This is a genomic window from Desulfomonilia bacterium (assembly GCA_036567785.1).
Lineage (GTDB): Bacteria > Desulfobacterota > Desulfomonilia > UBA1062 > UBA1062 > DATCTV01.
This window is the reverse complement of sequence record DATCTV010000037.1, coordinates 160,704-176,745: the sequence shown is the minus strand read 5'-3', so window position 1 is coordinate 176,745 and position 16,042 is coordinate 160,704. Positions and strand designations below refer to the sequence as shown.

The 16,042-nt window shown below is 49.0% G+C and carries 17 protein-coding genes; 9 read left to right on the top strand and 8 right to left on the bottom strand.

Annotated features, from left to right (window positions below):
* Position 1 precedes the first annotated feature (1 nt).
* Together VIS94_11490 and VIS94_11485 are read right to left on the bottom strand one after the other, a co-directional pair.
* Complete coding sequence (locus VIS94_11490; protein ID HEY9161698.1) at positions 2-730, bottom strand: SAM-dependent chlorinase/fluorinase; 729 nt, start codon at positions 728-730, stop codon at positions 2-4.
* 243 nt (positions 731-973) lie between these two features.
* Positions 974-1,918: a class I SAM-dependent methyltransferase gene (locus tag VIS94_11485; GenBank protein ID HEY9161697.1), complete on the bottom strand. Its 945-nt coding sequence runs from the start codon at positions 1,916-1,918 to the stop codon at positions 974-976.
* Positions 1,919-2,002: 84 nt separating this feature from the next.
* Here VIS94_11485 and VIS94_11480 point away from each other — a divergent pair, with 84 nt between their 5' ends.
* The 3 genes from VIS94_11480 to dtd are packed head-to-tail and all read left to right on the top strand — an operon-like array spanning position 2,003 to position 4,443.
* Positions 2,003-3,385 carry a DegQ family serine endoprotease gene (locus VIS94_11480; GenBank protein ID HEY9161696.1) on the top strand — a complete coding sequence of 461 codons (1,383 nt, stop codon included), beginning with the start codon at positions 2,003-2,005 and terminating at the stop codon, positions 3,383-3,385.
* Between the two features lie 13 nt (positions 3,386-3,398).
* Entirely contained in the window at positions 3,399-3,983 is a 585-nt protein-coding gene (locus VIS94_11475) for a DUF2939 domain-containing protein (protein ID HEY9161695.1), read from the top strand.
* A 7-nt stretch (positions 3,984-3,990) separates the two neighbouring features.
* Positions 3,991-4,443, top strand: coding sequence for a D-aminoacyl-tRNA deacylase (gene dtd / locus VIS94_11470; protein ID HEY9161694.1), 453 nt, complete (start codon positions 3,991-3,993; stop codon positions 4,441-4,443).
* Here the strand turns inward: dtd and VIS94_11465 are convergent.
* Together VIS94_11465 and VIS94_11460 are read right to left on the bottom strand one after the other, a co-directional pair.
* The gene (locus tag VIS94_11465) at positions 4,440-4,997 is read right to left on the bottom strand and encodes an endonuclease III domain-containing protein (GenBank protein HEY9161693.1); all 558 of its coding nucleotides are present in this window, start codon (positions 4,995-4,997) and stop codon (positions 4,440-4,442) included. The two genes, dtd and VIS94_11465, sit on opposite strands and share 4 nt — an antisense overlap.
* A gap of 85 nt (positions 4,998-5,082) precedes the next feature.
* Positions 5,083-5,856, bottom strand: a complete 774-nt coding sequence (locus tag VIS94_11460; protein HEY9161692.1) for an enoyl-CoA hydratase/isomerase family protein — start codon at positions 5,854-5,856, stop codon at positions 5,083-5,085.
* Between the two features lie 109 nt (positions 5,857-5,965).
* On the opposite strand from VIS94_11460, the gene xseA reads away from it, so the two are divergent.
* A complete protein-coding gene (gene xseA / locus VIS94_11455; protein HEY9161691.1) occupies positions 5,966-7,282 on the top strand; it encodes an exodeoxyribonuclease VII large subunit in 1,317 nt (438 codons plus the stop codon).
* A complete protein-coding gene (gene xseB / locus VIS94_11450; GenBank protein HEY9161690.1) occupies positions 7,279-7,491 on the top strand; it encodes an exodeoxyribonuclease VII small subunit in 213 nt (70 codons plus the stop codon). Before xseA ends, xseB begins: the two co-directional genes overlap by 4 nt.
* A 10-nt stretch (positions 7,492-7,501) precedes the next feature.
* Here the strand turns inward: xseB and VIS94_11445 are convergent, their stop codons facing one another.
* The gene (locus VIS94_11445; GenBank protein HEY9161689.1) at positions 7,502-8,026 is read right to left on the bottom strand and encodes a hypothetical protein; all 525 of its coding nucleotides are present in this window, start codon (positions 8,024-8,026) and stop codon (positions 7,502-7,504) included.
* Between the two features lie 101 nt (positions 8,027-8,127).
* Between VIS94_11445 and VIS94_11440 the strand changes: the two genes are divergently transcribed.
* Positions 8,128-8,565, top strand: coding sequence for a response regulator (locus VIS94_11440; GenBank protein HEY9161688.1), 438 nt, complete (start codon positions 8,128-8,130; stop codon positions 8,563-8,565).
* 4 nt (positions 8,566-8,569) lie between these two features.
* On the opposite strand, the gene VIS94_11435 is transcribed toward VIS94_11440, so the two are convergent.
* The 3 genes from VIS94_11435 to VIS94_11425 are packed head-to-tail and all read right to left on the bottom strand — an operon-like array spanning position 8,570 to position 12,298.
* Complete coding sequence (locus tag VIS94_11435; GenBank protein ID HEY9161687.1) at positions 8,570-9,661, bottom strand: lipocalin-like domain-containing protein; 1,092 nt, start codon at positions 9,659-9,661, stop codon at positions 8,570-8,572.
* 57 nt (positions 9,662-9,718) lie between these two features.
* Complete coding sequence (locus tag VIS94_11430) at positions 9,719-11,098, bottom strand: NAD(P)/FAD-dependent oxidoreductase (GenBank protein ID HEY9161686.1); 1,380 nt, start codon at positions 11,096-11,098, stop codon at positions 9,719-9,721.
* Positions 11,099-11,119: 21 nt separating this feature from the next.
* A complete protein-coding gene (locus VIS94_11425) occupies positions 11,120-12,298 on the bottom strand; it encodes a PLP-dependent aminotransferase family protein (protein HEY9161685.1) in 1,179 nt (392 codons plus the stop codon).
* Between the two features lie 291 nt (positions 12,299-12,589).
* On the opposite strand from VIS94_11425, the gene VIS94_11420 reads away from it, so the two are divergent.
* Genes VIS94_11420 through VIS94_11410 form a run of 3 tightly spaced genes read left to right on the top strand, consistent with a single transcriptional unit; the run spans position 12,590 to position 16,011 of the window.
* Complete coding sequence (locus VIS94_11420) at positions 12,590-13,327, top strand: hypothetical protein (GenBank protein HEY9161684.1); 738 nt, start codon at positions 12,590-12,592, stop codon at positions 13,325-13,327.
* A 32-nt stretch (positions 13,328-13,359) separates the two neighbouring features.
* Positions 13,360-14,088: a ribonuclease HI gene (gene rnhA, locus VIS94_11415; protein ID HEY9161683.1), complete on the top strand. Its 729-nt coding sequence runs from the start codon at positions 13,360-13,362 to the stop codon at positions 14,086-14,088.
* Between the two features lie 18 nt (positions 14,089-14,106).
* Positions 14,107-16,011, top strand: a complete 1,905-nt coding sequence (locus VIS94_11410) for an ATP-binding cassette domain-containing protein (GenBank protein HEY9161682.1) — start codon at positions 14,107-14,109, stop codon at positions 16,009-16,011.
* The last annotated feature ends 31 nt before the right edge of the window (positions 16,012-16,042 follow it).

Here is a 16,042-nt window from a genome sequence, read left to right as displayed (position 1 = left end):
TTCATCCCTTCATTATAATAACCGGCATGCCGGTGCTAGCCTTTAATATATCGGCAGCGCTTTTCATATTGGCGGAAAATTCCACCGTTCCTGCGCTTCCCTTTATAAGCGCAATTTCACCTTCGGCTATATCCCAATAGGTTGAGGCGGTCCTGCCAATGAACGTATTGTTCACAGTAACACCGCAGCCGTTGAGGGATTCAAAACCTATGTTTGTAATAACGTTGCCGAAACCGTCTATATGTACGATCATCGGAGAGGATGCATCAAAGGATATGGCATTCTTCTTCGGGATGCCCAGTGTTGCAGGCTGTATGCCGTTTAAGAGCATTGCTGCAACCGGGGCCATTATATCCCTGGCATGAAATGTGGGTGATACCTCCGCCTTTGGCCTCCATGTTACCTCAAATATCTTTTCCGCCGGATAAATGAATGAAAATATCCCGTTATCCGGTCCGATGAAAAAATGGCCGTCCTTTTCGAGAACAAGGATTGCCCTCTTAGTGCCCACACCGGGATCGACAACCGCAAGATGAACACTGTTTTTGGGAAAATATTTCCAAGATGTATGCAGAAGCCACGATCCGGAAATGATGTCGAACCTTCCGCACTCATGCGTGATATCGATTATGTTCACATCCGGCGCAGAATTCAGAATTCTACCCTTGACCTGTGCTGCATAGCTGTCTTTAACACCGAAATCCGAAAGAAAGGTCAGTATCTTCTTCATCGATTATCATTATATCATTTTACGGTATTCTCTGAAACGACCATTAATTTACTAAAGGTGTTCCGTTTTGTATTCAAGATGATGCGGAGGAGGCAAGAAGGAAGCGACGCAAGCATACTTTGACGTATGTCTCTACGCCTTCGCTATGCTCGGCTTGAGGAGCGATACCGGATGCTCATGATCCCATTTTTGAGGAGCATTCCGACGCAGCCGACAACGGCAGGGCTTGAATACGAAACGGAACTAAAGAATTATCAGCCAGCGGTATTCCCTAATATGGTCGAAAAATTCCAGGACGATTTCCTGCTCTGGGGTAGTACACGCCCCCGATTCGAACATAAATCTGTAGAACGGCCTGTTTCTGACACCCACCAGCTCGGCATATGAACCGGTCAGGATTTTTCTGCCGAAATGCTGAGCCACTTTGATGAGGTGGCCGAACCTGATCGTATATTCCGAATGTGAATAAAGCCTGATCTCTCGGGGCCAGCTGTCAAGGTCGAGCCCACTAGCAAGCCATGGCATGCTTTCAGGGATGACCGGATCACATGAGTGTTCGGAAATATAAGCCGGAATCCCCTTTTCGCATATCGCCTCAACAGCCTTTATCGCACCGGTATTCAATGAAAATACCCCTGTCTCAGGCATATCCAGTCCATATTTTTCAATGATTGCTGAAATTCCATCAGGTAGTTGCCCCGGCTCAAGGCCGGTTGTCGTATCAAGGTCGCCAATAACCTCGTTCATTATGATTAGATCAATTCCGCTGACTGCAGGAAGTATCTCTTGTATATCAGCATTTATAAAGGATACTATCTCCCTGAAAGCCTCAAGCCTCTTCCTCTGTTTTCTGAGAAGGCAGGGCGAAAGGTCCACCATAAGAACATTTTTGACTAAAGCCCGGTTCCGGTTCAGAAAAGCCTCCATGAAGCTCCCGTATCCGCCGCCGGCTTCCATGATTGTTGAACCCTGCCTGAGCAGTCCATGACCATCAAGCTTTTCGGCGACTATCTGCCCGAACGGCCTAGGCTTTTCAATGCAGGCCATATAATGCGAATCAAGAGAGGACAGCGACTCATTGATCGTGTATTCCCTCATGAGGTCGATTTCGCTTTTTAAATGATAGTCTCTGGTGGAATTATGCTCCATCATAACATATCCATATCCGATTGTCCCGATAATGTACATAGGGGCCTGATAAGAGGTTGCCGGGGCATGGTTGAAACGCTCTTCCGTCTGTGCTAGGACAAGCGCAGCACAAGGAGGATTAATATGAAAAAGATTCACAGGCTATGCACGCTTTCAGTGTTGGCATTACTCCTGACTGCAGGGATATCCCTGGCCGCGACCGCCGATATGTTTCAGGGAGAATGGGTGGCGGATGTTGCGCAGAAGGTTATCCCGTCGGTTGTCAACATCGCATCGACCAAGACCGTGGTTGACCGCTCGCCGTTTTATTCCGATCCGTTCTTCAGGGATTTTTTCGGTAACGCCCCGCAAGAGGAACGGGTTCAGCGTTCACTTGGTTCAGGTGTCATCATATCCCCTGACGGCTATATACTCACAAACAACCATGTCGTAGGCGGTGCGGATAAGGTTGAGGTCAAACTTTCAGACAGCAGGGTGTTTACGGCACACATTATCGGGACAGACCCCAAGAGTGATGTGGCGGTAATAAAAATAGATTCAAGAGGACTTCCCTGGCTGCCTGTCGGTGATTCATCCAAATTAAGGATAGGGACCTTCGTCCTCGCGGTAGGCAATCCGTTCGGACTCGGCCAGACGGTTACGCTGGGTATAGTCAGTGCTCTCGGCCGTTCAGGCCTCGGCATAACCGATTATGAAAACTTCATTCAGACCGACGCGGCGATTAACCCGGGCAATTCAGGTGGTGCCCTTGTGAACATGAGGGGGGAACTCGTCGGGATAAATACCTCTATCCTGTCCAGGTCGGGCGGCAATATCGGAATCGGGTTTGCGATACCGGCGGATTTTGCAATATCCATAAAGAACAGTCTGGTGCGCTATGGAAAGGTAATAAGGGGATGGCTGGGAGTAACGACCCAGGATATCGATGCCGGCATTGCACGCTCTTTGAAGATGGCGACGCCCAGAGGCGTTATCGTTGTCGATGTTTCCAAGGGTTCTCCTGCAGCAAATGCAGGCATAAGACGCGGTGACATTATAACTGCAATAAACGGAAAAGTTGTTCAGAACTCCATTTCAATGAGATTCATGGTATCCGAGATCCTGCCTGGAACCCAGGCTAAGGTGTCAATTATAAGAAAAGACAGGGAATTCGTAATACCTGTACAGGCAGGCGACCTTTCGAGGGCAGCGGCTTCAGGGAGTTCTCTCACCATCAGCAACAACCGCTTCCTTGGGGGACTTACTGCAAGAGAGATTGACGATGCCGTAAGGGACAGCATGAATCTCAGCGCCAATGAATCGGGTGTTATAATAACCGAAATTAAACGGGGTTCAAATGCCGACGGGACAGGACTCAAACCGGGAGACATCATACTCAAGCTTGGCAGAAATGATATAAAAACGCTCGAGGATTTCAAAAAGGCAACCGATTCTCTTACAGGAAGGAAGCTCAGCATGAGTATCCTGAGAGGGGGCGTAGTCATGACCACGACAATATTCAAATAAAGGACAGCTGAGAGTGGTTAGTGACGGTATTGAAATAAAAAGAAGAAAAAGGATAATCACTGCCGCCGTAATGGCGGCATGTGCGGCGATGATAGCGGTTTCAGTTGTATTACTCTATTACTGGTATCCGACCACGCCCATATATTCGCTCTTGAAGGTATCTAATGCCGTCAAAACCCATGACTGGAACACTTTCAGCAGGTATGTTGACATGGAAAGGCTTTCAATGGAACTCGCCAAAGAGATTACGTTTATTGCATATAAGAAAATGGATGATAAGGGCATCCCTTCGCATATCAGCAGAAATCTGGCAGTCAGATACGGGACCATGGTCAGAAAGAGCCTGCCCGGCGATATCGAGGCCTGGATAAGAAACGGCACACCTCCGGCGGCAAGCATCCTGAATTCAATGGTAAAAGGCCCTTCTTCGACAAAATTCAAATTGAAGGGCATCTCATGGAAAGATGATATCGCTCACGCAAAAGTCTCCTCGGGAAAAACCGGTGTACTTGAAATAGAACTGATCAGGGAACAGGGCTCATGGCGCATAACGCGGATTGACAATCTCATTGAGCTCTATGAAAAATCGAAAGGCTAGGCCTGGCATGCGGGCGGTTCTGCAACGGGTAAAAAATGCGTCGGTTGCCATAAATGGCGGTGTCGTATCATCAATAGGCACCGGGCTCCTTTGTTTGGCCGGAATTGAAAGAAATGATTCTCAGGCTGACATCGAATATATCTCGAACAAGATCACAGGGCTCAGAATATTTGACGATGAAAAGGGCTTTATGAACTTGAGCGTCGCTGAAACGGGCGGAGAGGTCCTTCTGATATCGCAGTTCACCCTGCTGGGCGATGTCCGGAAGGGTAGAAGACCTTCATGGTCTTCGGCTGAATCACCCGATGCCGCCAGGGCCATGTTCGATGCATTCGCAGCCCGAATGTCCGCGCTGCTGCCGGGAAAGGTGAAAACCGGCGTATTTCAGGCCATGATGGAGGTGTCTCTGATAAATGACGGGCCTGTGACCATATTGCTGGACAGCAGAAAGCTCTTTTAGAATCCGGAGCCCCAGAGCGAAGATACCGGACATCTTTCGCAGTCCGGATTCTTTTTCCTGCAGAAATCCTTCCCGATAAAGACGATATATGCATGCAGGTCTTTGAACAGCTGGACATCCGGATCGAGCCTGCTCATGAACATTTCCTGTATCTCATGGTATTGAGTTTTATCATCTGCAAATCCATGACGGACAAACATGCGCTTAGTATAGGCATCCACAACGAAGACCGGCCTGTCCGCTGCATAGCAGCATATACTGTCGGCAGTCTCGGGACCTATACCGCTCACTTCGAGCAGACCGGCCCTGAGTGCATCAGTCTGTCTGCAAAAGAACTCATCCATTCCGCCGGTCAGCGCAATTCTATCAAGCAGGTTTTTGAGCCGTCTGGTCTTGATATTGAAGTATCCTGCAGGCCTGATAAGGTTTGCAAGTTTATCGTCTTTCAAGGAATACATGGCATCAAAATCGAGCATGCCCTGCAATTTAAGATTTGATATTGCACGCTCAACATTGGTCCATGCCGTGTTCTGCGTAAGTACCGCACCTACGATGACCTCAAAATCCGTTTCGCCTGGCCACCAGCCCGAAGGGCCGTAGAAAGAAGACAGCTCTGCAAAAAGCTTATAGGGGTCGAACTTACGATATGCGGGAAGCTTTCTTGCCCTGGATGAAATTTTTCATCTCCTTTCTGGCATCTGTCCTGACATTAAGCAGCATGCCCGATATCTCGAGTTCGTATTCGATAGCAGCCTTCGCATCAAGCCTGCTGACGACATCGAATGCCCTTTTAAGGGCCTGGATAGCCTCTCTCGGCCTCTTTTCAAGCTGTCTTGCCCAGAGCATGACTTCATCCCTGAATCTTTCAGGCGGAACCACACGGTTGATGAGGCCGATATTATGAGCCTCGATTGCGCCTATCGGATCTCCCCTTAATGTAAGCTCCTTGCTCCTGGCCATGCCTATACGCGACACAAGCGGCGTAACCAGCGGGTTGAATCCGTATTTAATTTCAGGATGGCCGAAAATGGCGCTTTCGGATGCAATGATTATATCACCCATAAGGGCAAGGTTCAGTCCGCCTCCGAAGGCTATGCCGCTGACTGCCGTTATCAGTATCTTTTCATAGTCTATCAGGCGTGTGTAAAGATCGAGGTAAAGCCTTAAATAACGTGCCGAGTCGTTTCCGTTGAGATCAGGGACTTCCTTGAGGTCAAGACCTGCGGAAAAGCATTCATCCCCGCCGGTGAGCACTACAAGATTGATATTGCTGTCCTCTTTCATGAATGAAGCAAAGGCCGTGTTGAGCTCTCTCATCATAGCCATGGAAAGGGCATTAAGCTCTTTCTTACGGTTCATTTCCACAATGGCGATCTGATTTTCCACCTCTATCCTGATCAGAGAATATTCCATAAGTCCCTCTTTTGCAGATATTTTCTGTGCCGCATATCCCACATTTTCCGGGTGCGGTCAATCAAGGACTGCTTGATTACAGGGTTCCTTATCTGATACTTGACTTAATATGAACTGCTTTACCGTAAGTCAGCTGGGCCAGATTGCAAGGTCACTTCTCAGTGAAACCTTCGGCAACGACACCTGGGTAACGGGAGAGATACACGGCTATAAGATGCATGACCGCTCCGGCCACGCATATTTTGACCTTGTGGAAAAGGACCCCGACGACCCTGCCAGATATATCGCAAAGATCGGATGCGCCTTTTTTAAGAATTCCCTTCTCTCCTGGCGCACAAAATTAAGGCGTGATGGATTTTCTTCATTTCAGCTTGCCGACGGGCTGGAAGTAAAATTGAGGGCGGGCGTCGATCTTTACGTAAAAGAAGGGCGGTACCAGCTTATCGTAAGTGAAGTTGATGCAGGCTACAGCCTCGGGGCAATGGCCAGAAAACGCCAGCAGACCATCGATGAACTGAAAAAGGCAGGGCTCTTTGAAAACAACAGACGGCTTGAAATGAGCGACTGCCCTTTGAAAATAGGCCTGATAACATCTCTCGGTTCAGCCGCCTTCAATGATTTTTTGAGTGTCCTCAATTCCAGCGGATATGCATTCAAATTGTATATATTCGATGCGTACATGCAGGGCGAACACACACCCCGTGACGTTTCAAACGGGATAAAGGCGCTTCAGCAGAAAGACCTGCACGCCATTGCAATAGTAAGGGGCGGAGGGGCAAAGACCGACCTTTTTTATTTCGACGACATAAGGATTTGTGAAGCGATAGCCGGATGCCGTCTGCCGGTTCTCACCGGCATAGGTCATGAAATCGACCTCAGCGTGTCTGATATGGTATCGTACATGCATTTTGTAACGCCCACTGATACCGCCAGATTTCTTACTGCCAGACTTGATGATTTCCGTCAGAGGATTATCGACGCACTCTCAGCGCTTGATGATTCAGCCCGGTCATACACTGAAAAGGAAAACGACAGGCTTAAGATGATTGCATACAGGATGTCGGTATCCGTATCGAAAATGACGAAAGCTCTTGATTCCTCCATCCATGCGGCAGCAGGAAGATTGGGCATGGCGGCGGCGCGTGCATCGGCGCTTGCCGGAAACAGACTCGCCATTATCGAGCGCTCCGTGAAGCCTGCAGTCCGTGCAATAATGAGCACAGCGGAATCGAGACTTATTGAGTATGATAATCTGCTTGCCATCATGGACCCGGCATCCATACTCAAAAGGGGGTTCAGCATCACCATGACCCCTGAAGGCAAGGCATTAACGGACAGCGCCGGAATTCAAAACGGCGACAGGTTGAAGACTGTCCTTTCAAAGGGCAGCCTGACAAGCATTGTCGAGACAAAGGAGAAATCATGAAGAAAAAAACCTATTCGGAAATACTCAGGGAGCTTGAGGCTCTGGTTGAAAAGATGAATTCGGGCGACATTCCGGTTGACAGGCTGGCTGAAACAGTAAAGAGCGCATCCGAAATGATAAAAACCCTCAAGAAGAGCCTCAAATCGACAGAAGTCGAAATCGCAGAAATCCTCAAATCAATCGATGACGGCTCACCCTTTTCCGAATAGCGTATTTCGTTTAATTATGGGATGCCGTCTTTGTCGATCTGATTTCGACAAGAAGTATCCACGAGCTTTTTGTTGCAGATACAAGAAGCATGAACATGGACGATACCATATGATAGAGGCTGCCGGAATCTTCATGGGCAATGACATGGATCGAAGAGGAAATCATAAGGATGAATGCAAGCAGTGACCATCCGTAGCGCTTTAATGATACTGAAACATTGATTTTTCTTACATGCAACGCCATCTCCCTAAGGACAAGATAAAGCCCGTAAACACCTATACAGGTCAGCGGAATTCCCAGACCCTTTCCGCTCTGCTTGGGAATGAGCACCGTTATGGAAAATGTAAGGATAAAGAGATATGTGGCAAACGTCTGCCTGGCCAGCGACATCAGGTGTGCATTTTCCTCAAGGTCAAGGTGCGCCCTGTTTAGGGAAACGGCTACGAAAAGAAGCCCAAGGAGCGTTGCCGCCGCTTCGGCAATCGTGGAATAAAAAGGCTGCCAGCCGGTTATTATCTGCGAAAAGCTCACCATAAAATTATCCTTTTGTGTTTTCTTTCTTTGCTCGTTATCGGAAAAAATAAAAATAATACTTAACCCCTTTCAACTGAGGATATCGGCCCTATATTATATTCATGCCGGACAGCAATGGTAAACTGAAGATCCTCCTGGCCGATGTCAGCATGACATCAAGGCTCGCCCTCGAGCGAATTCTTGAAAATTATGGCTACTGCGATTCCGCGGAAGACGGCATGGACTGTGTTAAGGCCTTCACCCTTGCACTCGAACTGGGCAAGCCTTACGACCTTGTCTGCATAGACCTGATGCTGCCGAGGATTGGCGGAATCGACGCCATCAAAATGATGCGCAAAATAGAACGCGAAATGGGCGTGCTCGTGGCGGATTCCGTAAAGATTATCGTCATTACCGCTGTCGTAAACCCGGCATACATATTTGAGGCATGTTACAGAGGCGGTGCAAACCTGTATCTGTATAAACCGGTGGAACAGAAAAAAATACTGGAAGAGCTGAGAAAATTCGGGCTTATCAAATCGGTCGAAGAATCACTATAAGTGTTCATTCAAGATTCTGTGTGCCGGGCCTTTTATTCCTGGAATAACCGACAAGCTCGACATATCCCTTTCCAAGAACCGGGGAACCTTCCCTTGTGCCCTTTAAATTAACTGCCCCTTCCCAGTAATCGATGGGCGGCAGCCTCATCTCCTGGTCATTCATTACCGGAACCACGTTAAGAGTAAGATCGAGCGGCTTTATACGGATTTCCCACCGGGAAGGATACTCACCACCGGTATTGGGACTCTTCCATGTCGATATGTCTTTGACTTCGATATCGGAGAGAGTCAACCAATTGTATTCTCCTGAGGCGTTTACTATTGTACAGCTCGATTCCTTCACAATCTCGTTTTTATCCTTTATCATGTAAATCATTATGTCGGTCCCGTCATTGAGCTGAAGACTGAACCAGTCCCAGCCTTTGACACCGGGGGCAACCTTCATGATACCGTATTCATGGTCCATCCAGGAAACACCGTGTACTTTAAGGGTCTTGCCGCCTGCCTTAAGCGTACCGCTTACTTCGATCCTGGTTATCGAATAGTAATAATTGCCGTAGCCGCTGCCCTTTGCGACAATCCCGCCGGGTCCGTTCGGAACGGGGTCTTTCAGAGGCTTCAATTCCAGATCGATCTCATAACCTCTCATGTTTGCCTTGAGCTTGTGTATCCCGTCTTCTTCCCTGACTGACCAGTCTCCTATGGAAACCTCGTAACGATCCTTTTCTGCCTTCCATCCAGAGCAAAGATTCGTCTTCTGCGCAAATTTGAATTTTTTACCGTTAACGTCGGTTATGGCAAAATGGCCGACCATTCCTATATCCTTGATCCAGTAGGCGGGAAATTTAAAAATAACAGACTTGTCGTCGCTCATCACCCTCTTGAAAAAAGTGAGTTCGAAACCATATTCGTTCCTGTCTTCATCAAAGAAATGACCGGTGTAGTACCACCACTCGGTCTGCGCGTCGTAATGGGCTGCCTGGTCTTTAGGAAAACTCAAAGGCTCTTTCGGATAATCATGGTTTATCGTATATCGCGGTGCGCAGGCCGCCATAAACATTGCCATCATTACGAGAACTGCAAGTTTTTTCATCATTATCTTCTCCCTGTGTATAGCTGTCGAGCTATTGAGCCATTAAACTTTTCAGCTTCCTTATCCCTGCAGGCGGCTAAACAGTGTCTTTTTCCTGCGCCGCCATGAATTAAATGCGGCAGGGTCATATTCATTCGGGTATTTTTTGTAGTGCGACAGGACGGAATTGAGCGTCATTCCCATTCCGGCAAGCACCGGTATAAAGCGCGGATGTCTTGCCATGCCCATTATCCTTTCAGGAAGCGTGGCAGGTGATATTAGAGGGTCTGAAATAAGCAGTCCGTTCACAATATCCTCTTTATTAAGGAGCCCGGATTCCATCATGTCGGCTACATCATTTTCCTTGAACATGTCGATGGTAAGCCTTGTAACGTCATAGGCCGCCAGCAGCCTGCCCCTTGTCGTCTGGTATTCGGCCGAGTAAGGCCAAAGGGCCCGTACGGTCGTATCGTCTGAGAACAACGCCCTTGATGCAGTCTTTGCAGCAAGAAGGCCTGCATACATGGATGATGCGACGCCGCTTCCGTGCATGGGAAAGACCATGCATGCGGCCTCGCCGACCGCCATGAACCCGTCGGCAACAAGTTTGTCGAGTGAATGTCTGATGCGGATATAGCCTTTTCCCCCGTGGATTTTTCTGCCGAACCACCCTGCATCGTTTATAAAATTATCGACAGCCTGTCCGGCGGTGATACTCTTTTCCAAAGCTTTTTTCAGCCCTATAAGGATATAGGCCCTGTTTTTCCTTGTGGAGAGGAAGGAATATACCGTTGAGTACGGGCCGTAATCACCCAGTCTGGTCCTCACCTCTTCGTCGCCATGCCTGCCCGATCTCACCGCCTCTTCAGCCGCAGATGGTATCGTCTCATTGAAACTGTTGGCCGCGCTTACGACATGCCTGTCATCATCAGGAAACTCAAAGCCAGTATCCTGAGGCAGAACCCTCACAAGAGTGGCATTAAATCCGGTTGAGTCGATCGTGATTCTTGCCGTTGCCGCACCTTTACCTTTTGAAGATTCAAATTCGATGCCTGCTGCCCTTCCTGATGAAATTAACGGCGCAATAACCCTGTGGCCGCCAAAAAATGAGGCGCCTGAGCGTCTGGCTGCTTCAAGCAGGGTCCTTACATAACGGTCAAGGTACATGCCTATTGGTGTAGCGTTTTCCTTATTTCCGATGCTGAAAACCTCTTTCCCCCGGGGTGATATGTAGCGGAGGCATCCGGCATGGTAGGGCACCATGTCGCCTGCGGGCATATCAACGCCTACTATAGGGAATATGGACCTCTCGGCTTCAATGATTATGGGCTTGCCGAGCGTGGTTTCATCCGATGAATCGAACAGGGCCACCCTGTGGCCGGCCTGAGCAAGCTTAATTGCTGCAACGCATCCGCCAGGGCCTGCGCCTGCCACTATAACGTCATAATCATAATGGACCATTATCGATCCCCCTGAACAGGTTCATTTAAACTCTCCTATGACTTCGGAAAGCGTCTTTATCGCCCTGTCGATGGTCGCTTCATCGCTCATGGTGTAATTAAGCCTCATGGTGCCTCTGCCTTCGCCTTTTTTAGTGAAAAAGTATTTACCGGGCACGAATGCAACGTTTTTCTCTATCGCTTTTTCATATACTTTATCCATATCAAGATTCCCTTCCACCCAGATGAACATGCCCCCTTCGGGCCTTGAAAAATAAAAATCAGACGGGAAATATTTACCAAGGGCATTAAGCATCGCCTCCTGCTTCGGTTTATAGATGCCCAGTATCTTGGGAAGGTGCCGCTCGAGATAGCCTCCGGCCATGTATTCTGCTGCAAGGGCCTGATTGAAAGTGCTAGTATGCAGGTCGACGCCCTGCTTTACAAGCACGAGCCATCTGAGGATAACGGGCGGGGCCACGCAGAATCCGAGCCTCAAACCGGGTGCAAAAACCTTTGAAAGGGTGCTTATGTAAACAGTGTTGTCGGGCGCCATTGTCTTGATGGGAGGTAGCGGAACGCCGCGGTACCTGAGCATGCTGTACGGATCGTCCTCTATTAGCAGTGACTTGTATTTGATGATCAATGATGCGATTTTTTCCCTGCGTTCAAGAGAGATCGTCCTTCCGGTCGGGTTCTGGAATGTAGGCACAAGGTATATGAGCTTTACCTCGTTGTTTTTAAGCACCTCTTCAAGCGATTCAGGAATGACGCCGCTGTCGTCCGTTGCGATGCTTACATAATCAGGCTCGTAAGGATTCAGCGCCTGAATTGCGCCGAGATATGTCGGCGCCTCTACCGCCACCTTGTCTCCGGGCGTTATAAGCGCCTTGCCCATTGCGTCGAGAAATCCCTGCGAGCCCGTGCCGATTATTACCTCATCGGGTTTCGCCCTTACGCCCCTTTCTATCAGATAATCCGCAAGAACCTCCCTCAGGGGCGTAAACCCTTCCGTCAGGTCGTACTGGAAGGCCTGGCTGCCGTACTTTTCGATTACACGGGCAGTGAGTTCGGTCATTATTTCAAGCGGAAAACTTTCAGGAGCCGGAATACCGCCTGCAAGAGAGACCATGCCGGGCTGGGATACGACTTTCAGGATTTCCCTGATCGCGCTTGCGCCCATGTTTTCAGTCCGTTTTGCCAGAAGTCTCTTTAGCGGCATGGCTTCCTCCTTTTCAGGTTTAAGATTGAGTCTGAAACTTCAGGTTACGGACTAAAACAGCTCAAGTCAATTTAAAATACTTTAAGAAACCTGTCCGGTAAAAGCCGATATTCAACCAGTCATGATATGAAATTCACAAATATTCCCCTCTGTTCTAAACCTTGTTTCTTGACAATTTTTAAATAAAAGCCATAGTTTATAAATACGGAGCATGATATCCGCAGCAGGGACGGCCGATGACCGTATTATCGCAGGGCACATAATAATTATGCACAGGAGGAGAACGGGTTTATGAAATCATTATGTAAAAAACAGATTATCTTATGGTTGCTTCTTGTAATATTCATTGCCGGAACGCCTTTATTCGCGGATGATGATACCAGTCAGAATGCAAATGACGATTCGTACTCGCTTGTTCAGGTAATGCTGGGCGCGGCCCGCTATGCGAACCTTAACCTCAACTACCAGAGCACAGAATACCCCACTGTTGAAGCAACATCCACATTTACCTGGATGCCCCTCATAGGCGTAGAAGGCGGTATTCCAATATTAAAGAAACCGGTTTCATTAGGCATTGAGGGCGGAGCCCTTTTCAGCTGGATGACAGATTCCGTCAGAGCCGCAGGCACCGTGCCTGGTCAGGTCACTGTGCATGTCGACAACCAGCTTTATCTGCTTGATCTTTCCATCGGCCCGTATGTGAGTGCGGAGATGGGAAAAAGGATACGCCTATACGGAGGTTTGGGACCTATATTGATGTTCGGTCAGAACAACAACCAGTCGAATTATTATGTATCCACTTCTCAAACCGACTATCAAACCAATACATCTTCGGCATTCGGCCCCGGGATTTACGGCCGGGCCGGAATCGAATTCAGGCTCAAGAACAGTTCCTGGATGGGAATTGGCGCGCGCGCCTTCGGGTCGAAACTGAATTTCAGCAATGTATCGGGAACGACCAATATCAACGGTTTCCAGCTTATGCTCACCTACACCGTAGGGGTGAAATCGGACGATGACGGTTTTTAGTTAACGAAGCGCATCCAGACAAGAACAGCAACATGACCAAACCTAAAAACAACTTCTATGCAGTGGCCACAGGCAAAAAGCCGGGCATATACACGACCTGGTTCGGGCCTGATGGAGCTGAAATCCAGGTCCGGGGTGTAGAAGGCGCAAGGTTCAAGGGTTTCGTAAAGCTTCATGAAGCTGAGGCTTGGCTCAAAAACCCCGGGGTGTTCAAATCTTCAGCCCCTGCAAAAGATCCGTCTGCCGGATCGCCACTGTCTGATACCGATAACCGCATAATCATTTATTCAGACGGCGGCAGCATAAACAATCCGGGTCCGGGCGGCTATGGCGTCGTCATTATCGATGGCGGAAAACGCCGGGAGCTTTCAGGCGGTTTCAGGATGACGACAAACAACCGCATGGAGCTGACTGGAGCCATTGCGGGTCTGAAGCTCTTTGAAAAACCCTCTAGAATACTTCTTCGTACGGATTCACAGTATGTGGTCAAGGGCATCATGGAAGGCTGGGCTAAGAAATGGCGCAAAAACGGCTGGATGCGCACCAGAAACAAACCTGCCGAAAATTATGATCTGTGGAAGACGCTGCTTGAGCTTACCGAAAAGCATGATGTCGTTTTCGAATGGTTGAAGGGGCATGCGGGGCATGATGAAAACGAGCGTTGCGATGAACTTGCAAGGTCTGCATCAGAGAAAAAAGACCTGCCTCCGGATATAAACTATGAAGAAAAACGGACAACCGTTCAGCATGGACTCATCTGAACCATAGGGCAGTTTCCTTTGCGTCTCTTAACAGTAAATAACGTCTCAATAAGGTTCGGCGGCCCCCTGATCCTTGACTGCGCAGACCTCAACATCGAGACCGGCGAGCGTATAGGCCTTGTCGGCCGCAACGGCTCGGGCAAATCAACTCTCATGAAACTTATCGCCGGCGAAATCATGCCGGATGAAGGCGGTATCATAAAAAACGGCGATATAAGGACATCTTTGCTCCCGCAGGAGGTTCCTGATAATCTGAGCGGAAGCGTCTATGACGTAGTTGCATCAGGCGGTATGGAACATATCGAACTGTTAAGGGAATACCATGATCTCACCGCCAGAATCGCTTCAAACAGCAGTGAATCCGATATCAGAAAGCTTGAACGCGTCCAGCATCTGCTTGAAACCACAGGGGCCTGGCATCATCACCTGAACGTGGAAACCGTAATCACAAATACCGGTCTTGATGAAAATGCCGAGTTTAAAACCCTTTCCGCAGGTATGAAAAGAAGGGTCTTTCTTGCAAGGGCTCTGGTGAAGGAACCCGATATACTCCTCCTTGACGAGCCCACAAACCATCTGGATATCTCATCCATCGAATGGCTTGAAGCATTCCTCAGGGATTACGGAAAGACCGTCATGTTCGTCTCCCATGACAGGGAGTTTCTGAGAAGGCTTTCAAACCGTATAGTCGAGATCGACCGGGGCAGACTCATCTCATTAACCTGCGGCTACGATGCTTATGCGGAACGCAGGGAAGCAATGCTGGCAGAAGAAGAAAGGCACAGACAGGAGTTCGACAAGAAGCTCGCCAGAGAAGAGGTATGGATAAGACGCGGCGTTGAAGCCAGGCGCACAAGGAATGAAGGCCGGGTCAGGGCGCTCATGCAGATGCGAGAGCTAAGGGCTCAGCGGAGGGATTCAACCGGCAGCGCAAAGATCAATATCCAGCAGGCCGAGGCGAGCGGCAGGCTCATTGTGGATGCAAAAGACATAACCTTCGGCTATTCGGATACCCCGATCATCAAGGATTTTTCCACCACCATCATTCGCGGCGACAAGGTTGGCATAATCGGGCCGAACGGCTCGGGAAAGACCACCCTTTTAAAAATCCTCCTTGGCGGACTCGTGCCTCAGACGGGCGACATACGCATTGGAACGCGAATAAAGATCGCCTACTTCGACCAGCTGAGGGCACAGATAGATGATGATAAGACTCTCATGGAAAATATCGCGGACAAGAACGACATGGTATTTTTAGACGGCTCCCCCAGGCACGTCATGGGCTATCTACAGAGTTTTCTTTTCACAAAGGATCAGATAGTTTCGCCTGCAAAAAAACTTTCGGGCGGGGAGCGCAACCGTCTGCTGCTGGCAAAGCTCTTCAGCACGCCTTCGAATGTCCTTGTCATGGACGAGCCCACAAACGACCTCGACGCTGATACACTGGAAATGCTTGAGGACAGGCTGGTCGAATACGGCGGCACCGTACTGCTCGTAAGCCATGACAGGGCCTTTCTGAACAATGTTGTGACATCGACCATCGCACTTGAAGGGAATGGACGTTTGCAGGAATATGTCGGCGGCTATGACGACTATATCAGACAGCGCTCCCCTGTCATGCCTGAACCGGTACAGAAAAAGAAGGAGATGCCGAAGAAAGAGGCAAGGCCCAAGGAAAAGACCAAGCTCTCATTCAAGGAATCGCGCGAACTTGCTGAACTCCCGGTCAGAATTGAATCGCTCGAAGAGGAAAAACGAGGCCTCACGGAAAAGCTCAATGATGCATCATTTCAGATGAACAGCGCTGCAAAGACCATCAATGATGCAATTGCAAGGCTCGAGGCCGTGGATGCCGAACTCGACGCCCTTTATGCCCGCTGGGAAGAATTAGAAGACCTCGCAATGATGTTGAACCAGTCCTGAAAAGGCCTGCATCAGTCTGCGACTTGTGTAT

What these genes read in the sequence shown, in the direction of transcription:
- VIS94_11490 (HEY9161698.1), bottom strand. Translation starts at nt 730, where the DNA reads ATGAAGAAGATACTGACCTTTCTTTCGGATTTCGGTGTTAAAGACAGC.
- VIS94_11485 (HEY9161697.1), bottom strand. Translation starts at nt 1,918, where the DNA reads ATGTACATTATCGGGACAATCGGATATGGATATGTTATGATGGAGCAT.
- VIS94_11480 (HEY9161696.1), top strand. Translation starts at nt 2,003, where the DNA reads ATGAAAAAGATTCACAGGCTATGCACGCTTTCAGTGTTGGCATTACTC.
- dtd (HEY9161694.1), top strand. Translation starts at nt 3,991, where the DNA reads ATGCGGGCGGTTCTGCAACGGGTAAAAAATGCGTCGGTTGCCATAAAT.
- VIS94_11460 (HEY9161692.1), bottom strand. Translation starts at nt 5,856, where the DNA reads ATGGAATATTCTCTGATCAGGATAGAGGTGGAAAATCAGATCGCCATT.
- xseA (HEY9161691.1), top strand. Translation starts at nt 5,966, where the DNA reads ATGAACTGCTTTACCGTAAGTCAGCTGGGCCAGATTGCAAGGTCACTT.
- xseB (HEY9161690.1), top strand. Translation starts at nt 7,279, where the DNA reads ATGAAGAAAAAAACCTATTCGGAAATACTCAGGGAGCTTGAGGCTCTG.
- VIS94_11445 (HEY9161689.1), bottom strand. Translation starts at nt 8,026, where the DNA reads ATGGTGAGCTTTTCGCAGATAATAACCGGCTGGCAGCCTTTTTATTCC.
- VIS94_11440 (HEY9161688.1), top strand. Translation starts at nt 8,128, where the DNA reads ATGCCGGACAGCAATGGTAAACTGAAGATCCTCCTGGCCGATGTCAGC.
- VIS94_11435 (HEY9161687.1), bottom strand. Translation starts at nt 9,661, where the DNA reads ATGATGAAAAAACTTGCAGTTCTCGTAATGATGGCAATGTTTATGGCG.
- VIS94_11430 (HEY9161686.1), bottom strand. Translation starts at nt 11,098, where the DNA reads ATGGTCCATTATGATTATGACGTTATAGTGGCAGGCGCAGGCCCTGGC.
- VIS94_11425 (HEY9161685.1), bottom strand. Translation starts at nt 12,298, where the DNA reads ATGCCGCTAAAGAGACTTCTGGCAAAACGGACTGAAAACATGGGCGCA.
- VIS94_11420 (HEY9161684.1), top strand. Translation starts at nt 12,590, where the DNA reads ATGAAATCATTATGTAAAAAACAGATTATCTTATGGTTGCTTCTTGTA.
- rnhA (HEY9161683.1), top strand. Translation starts at nt 13,360, where the DNA reads ATGACCAAACCTAAAAACAACTTCTATGCAGTGGCCACAGGCAAAAAG.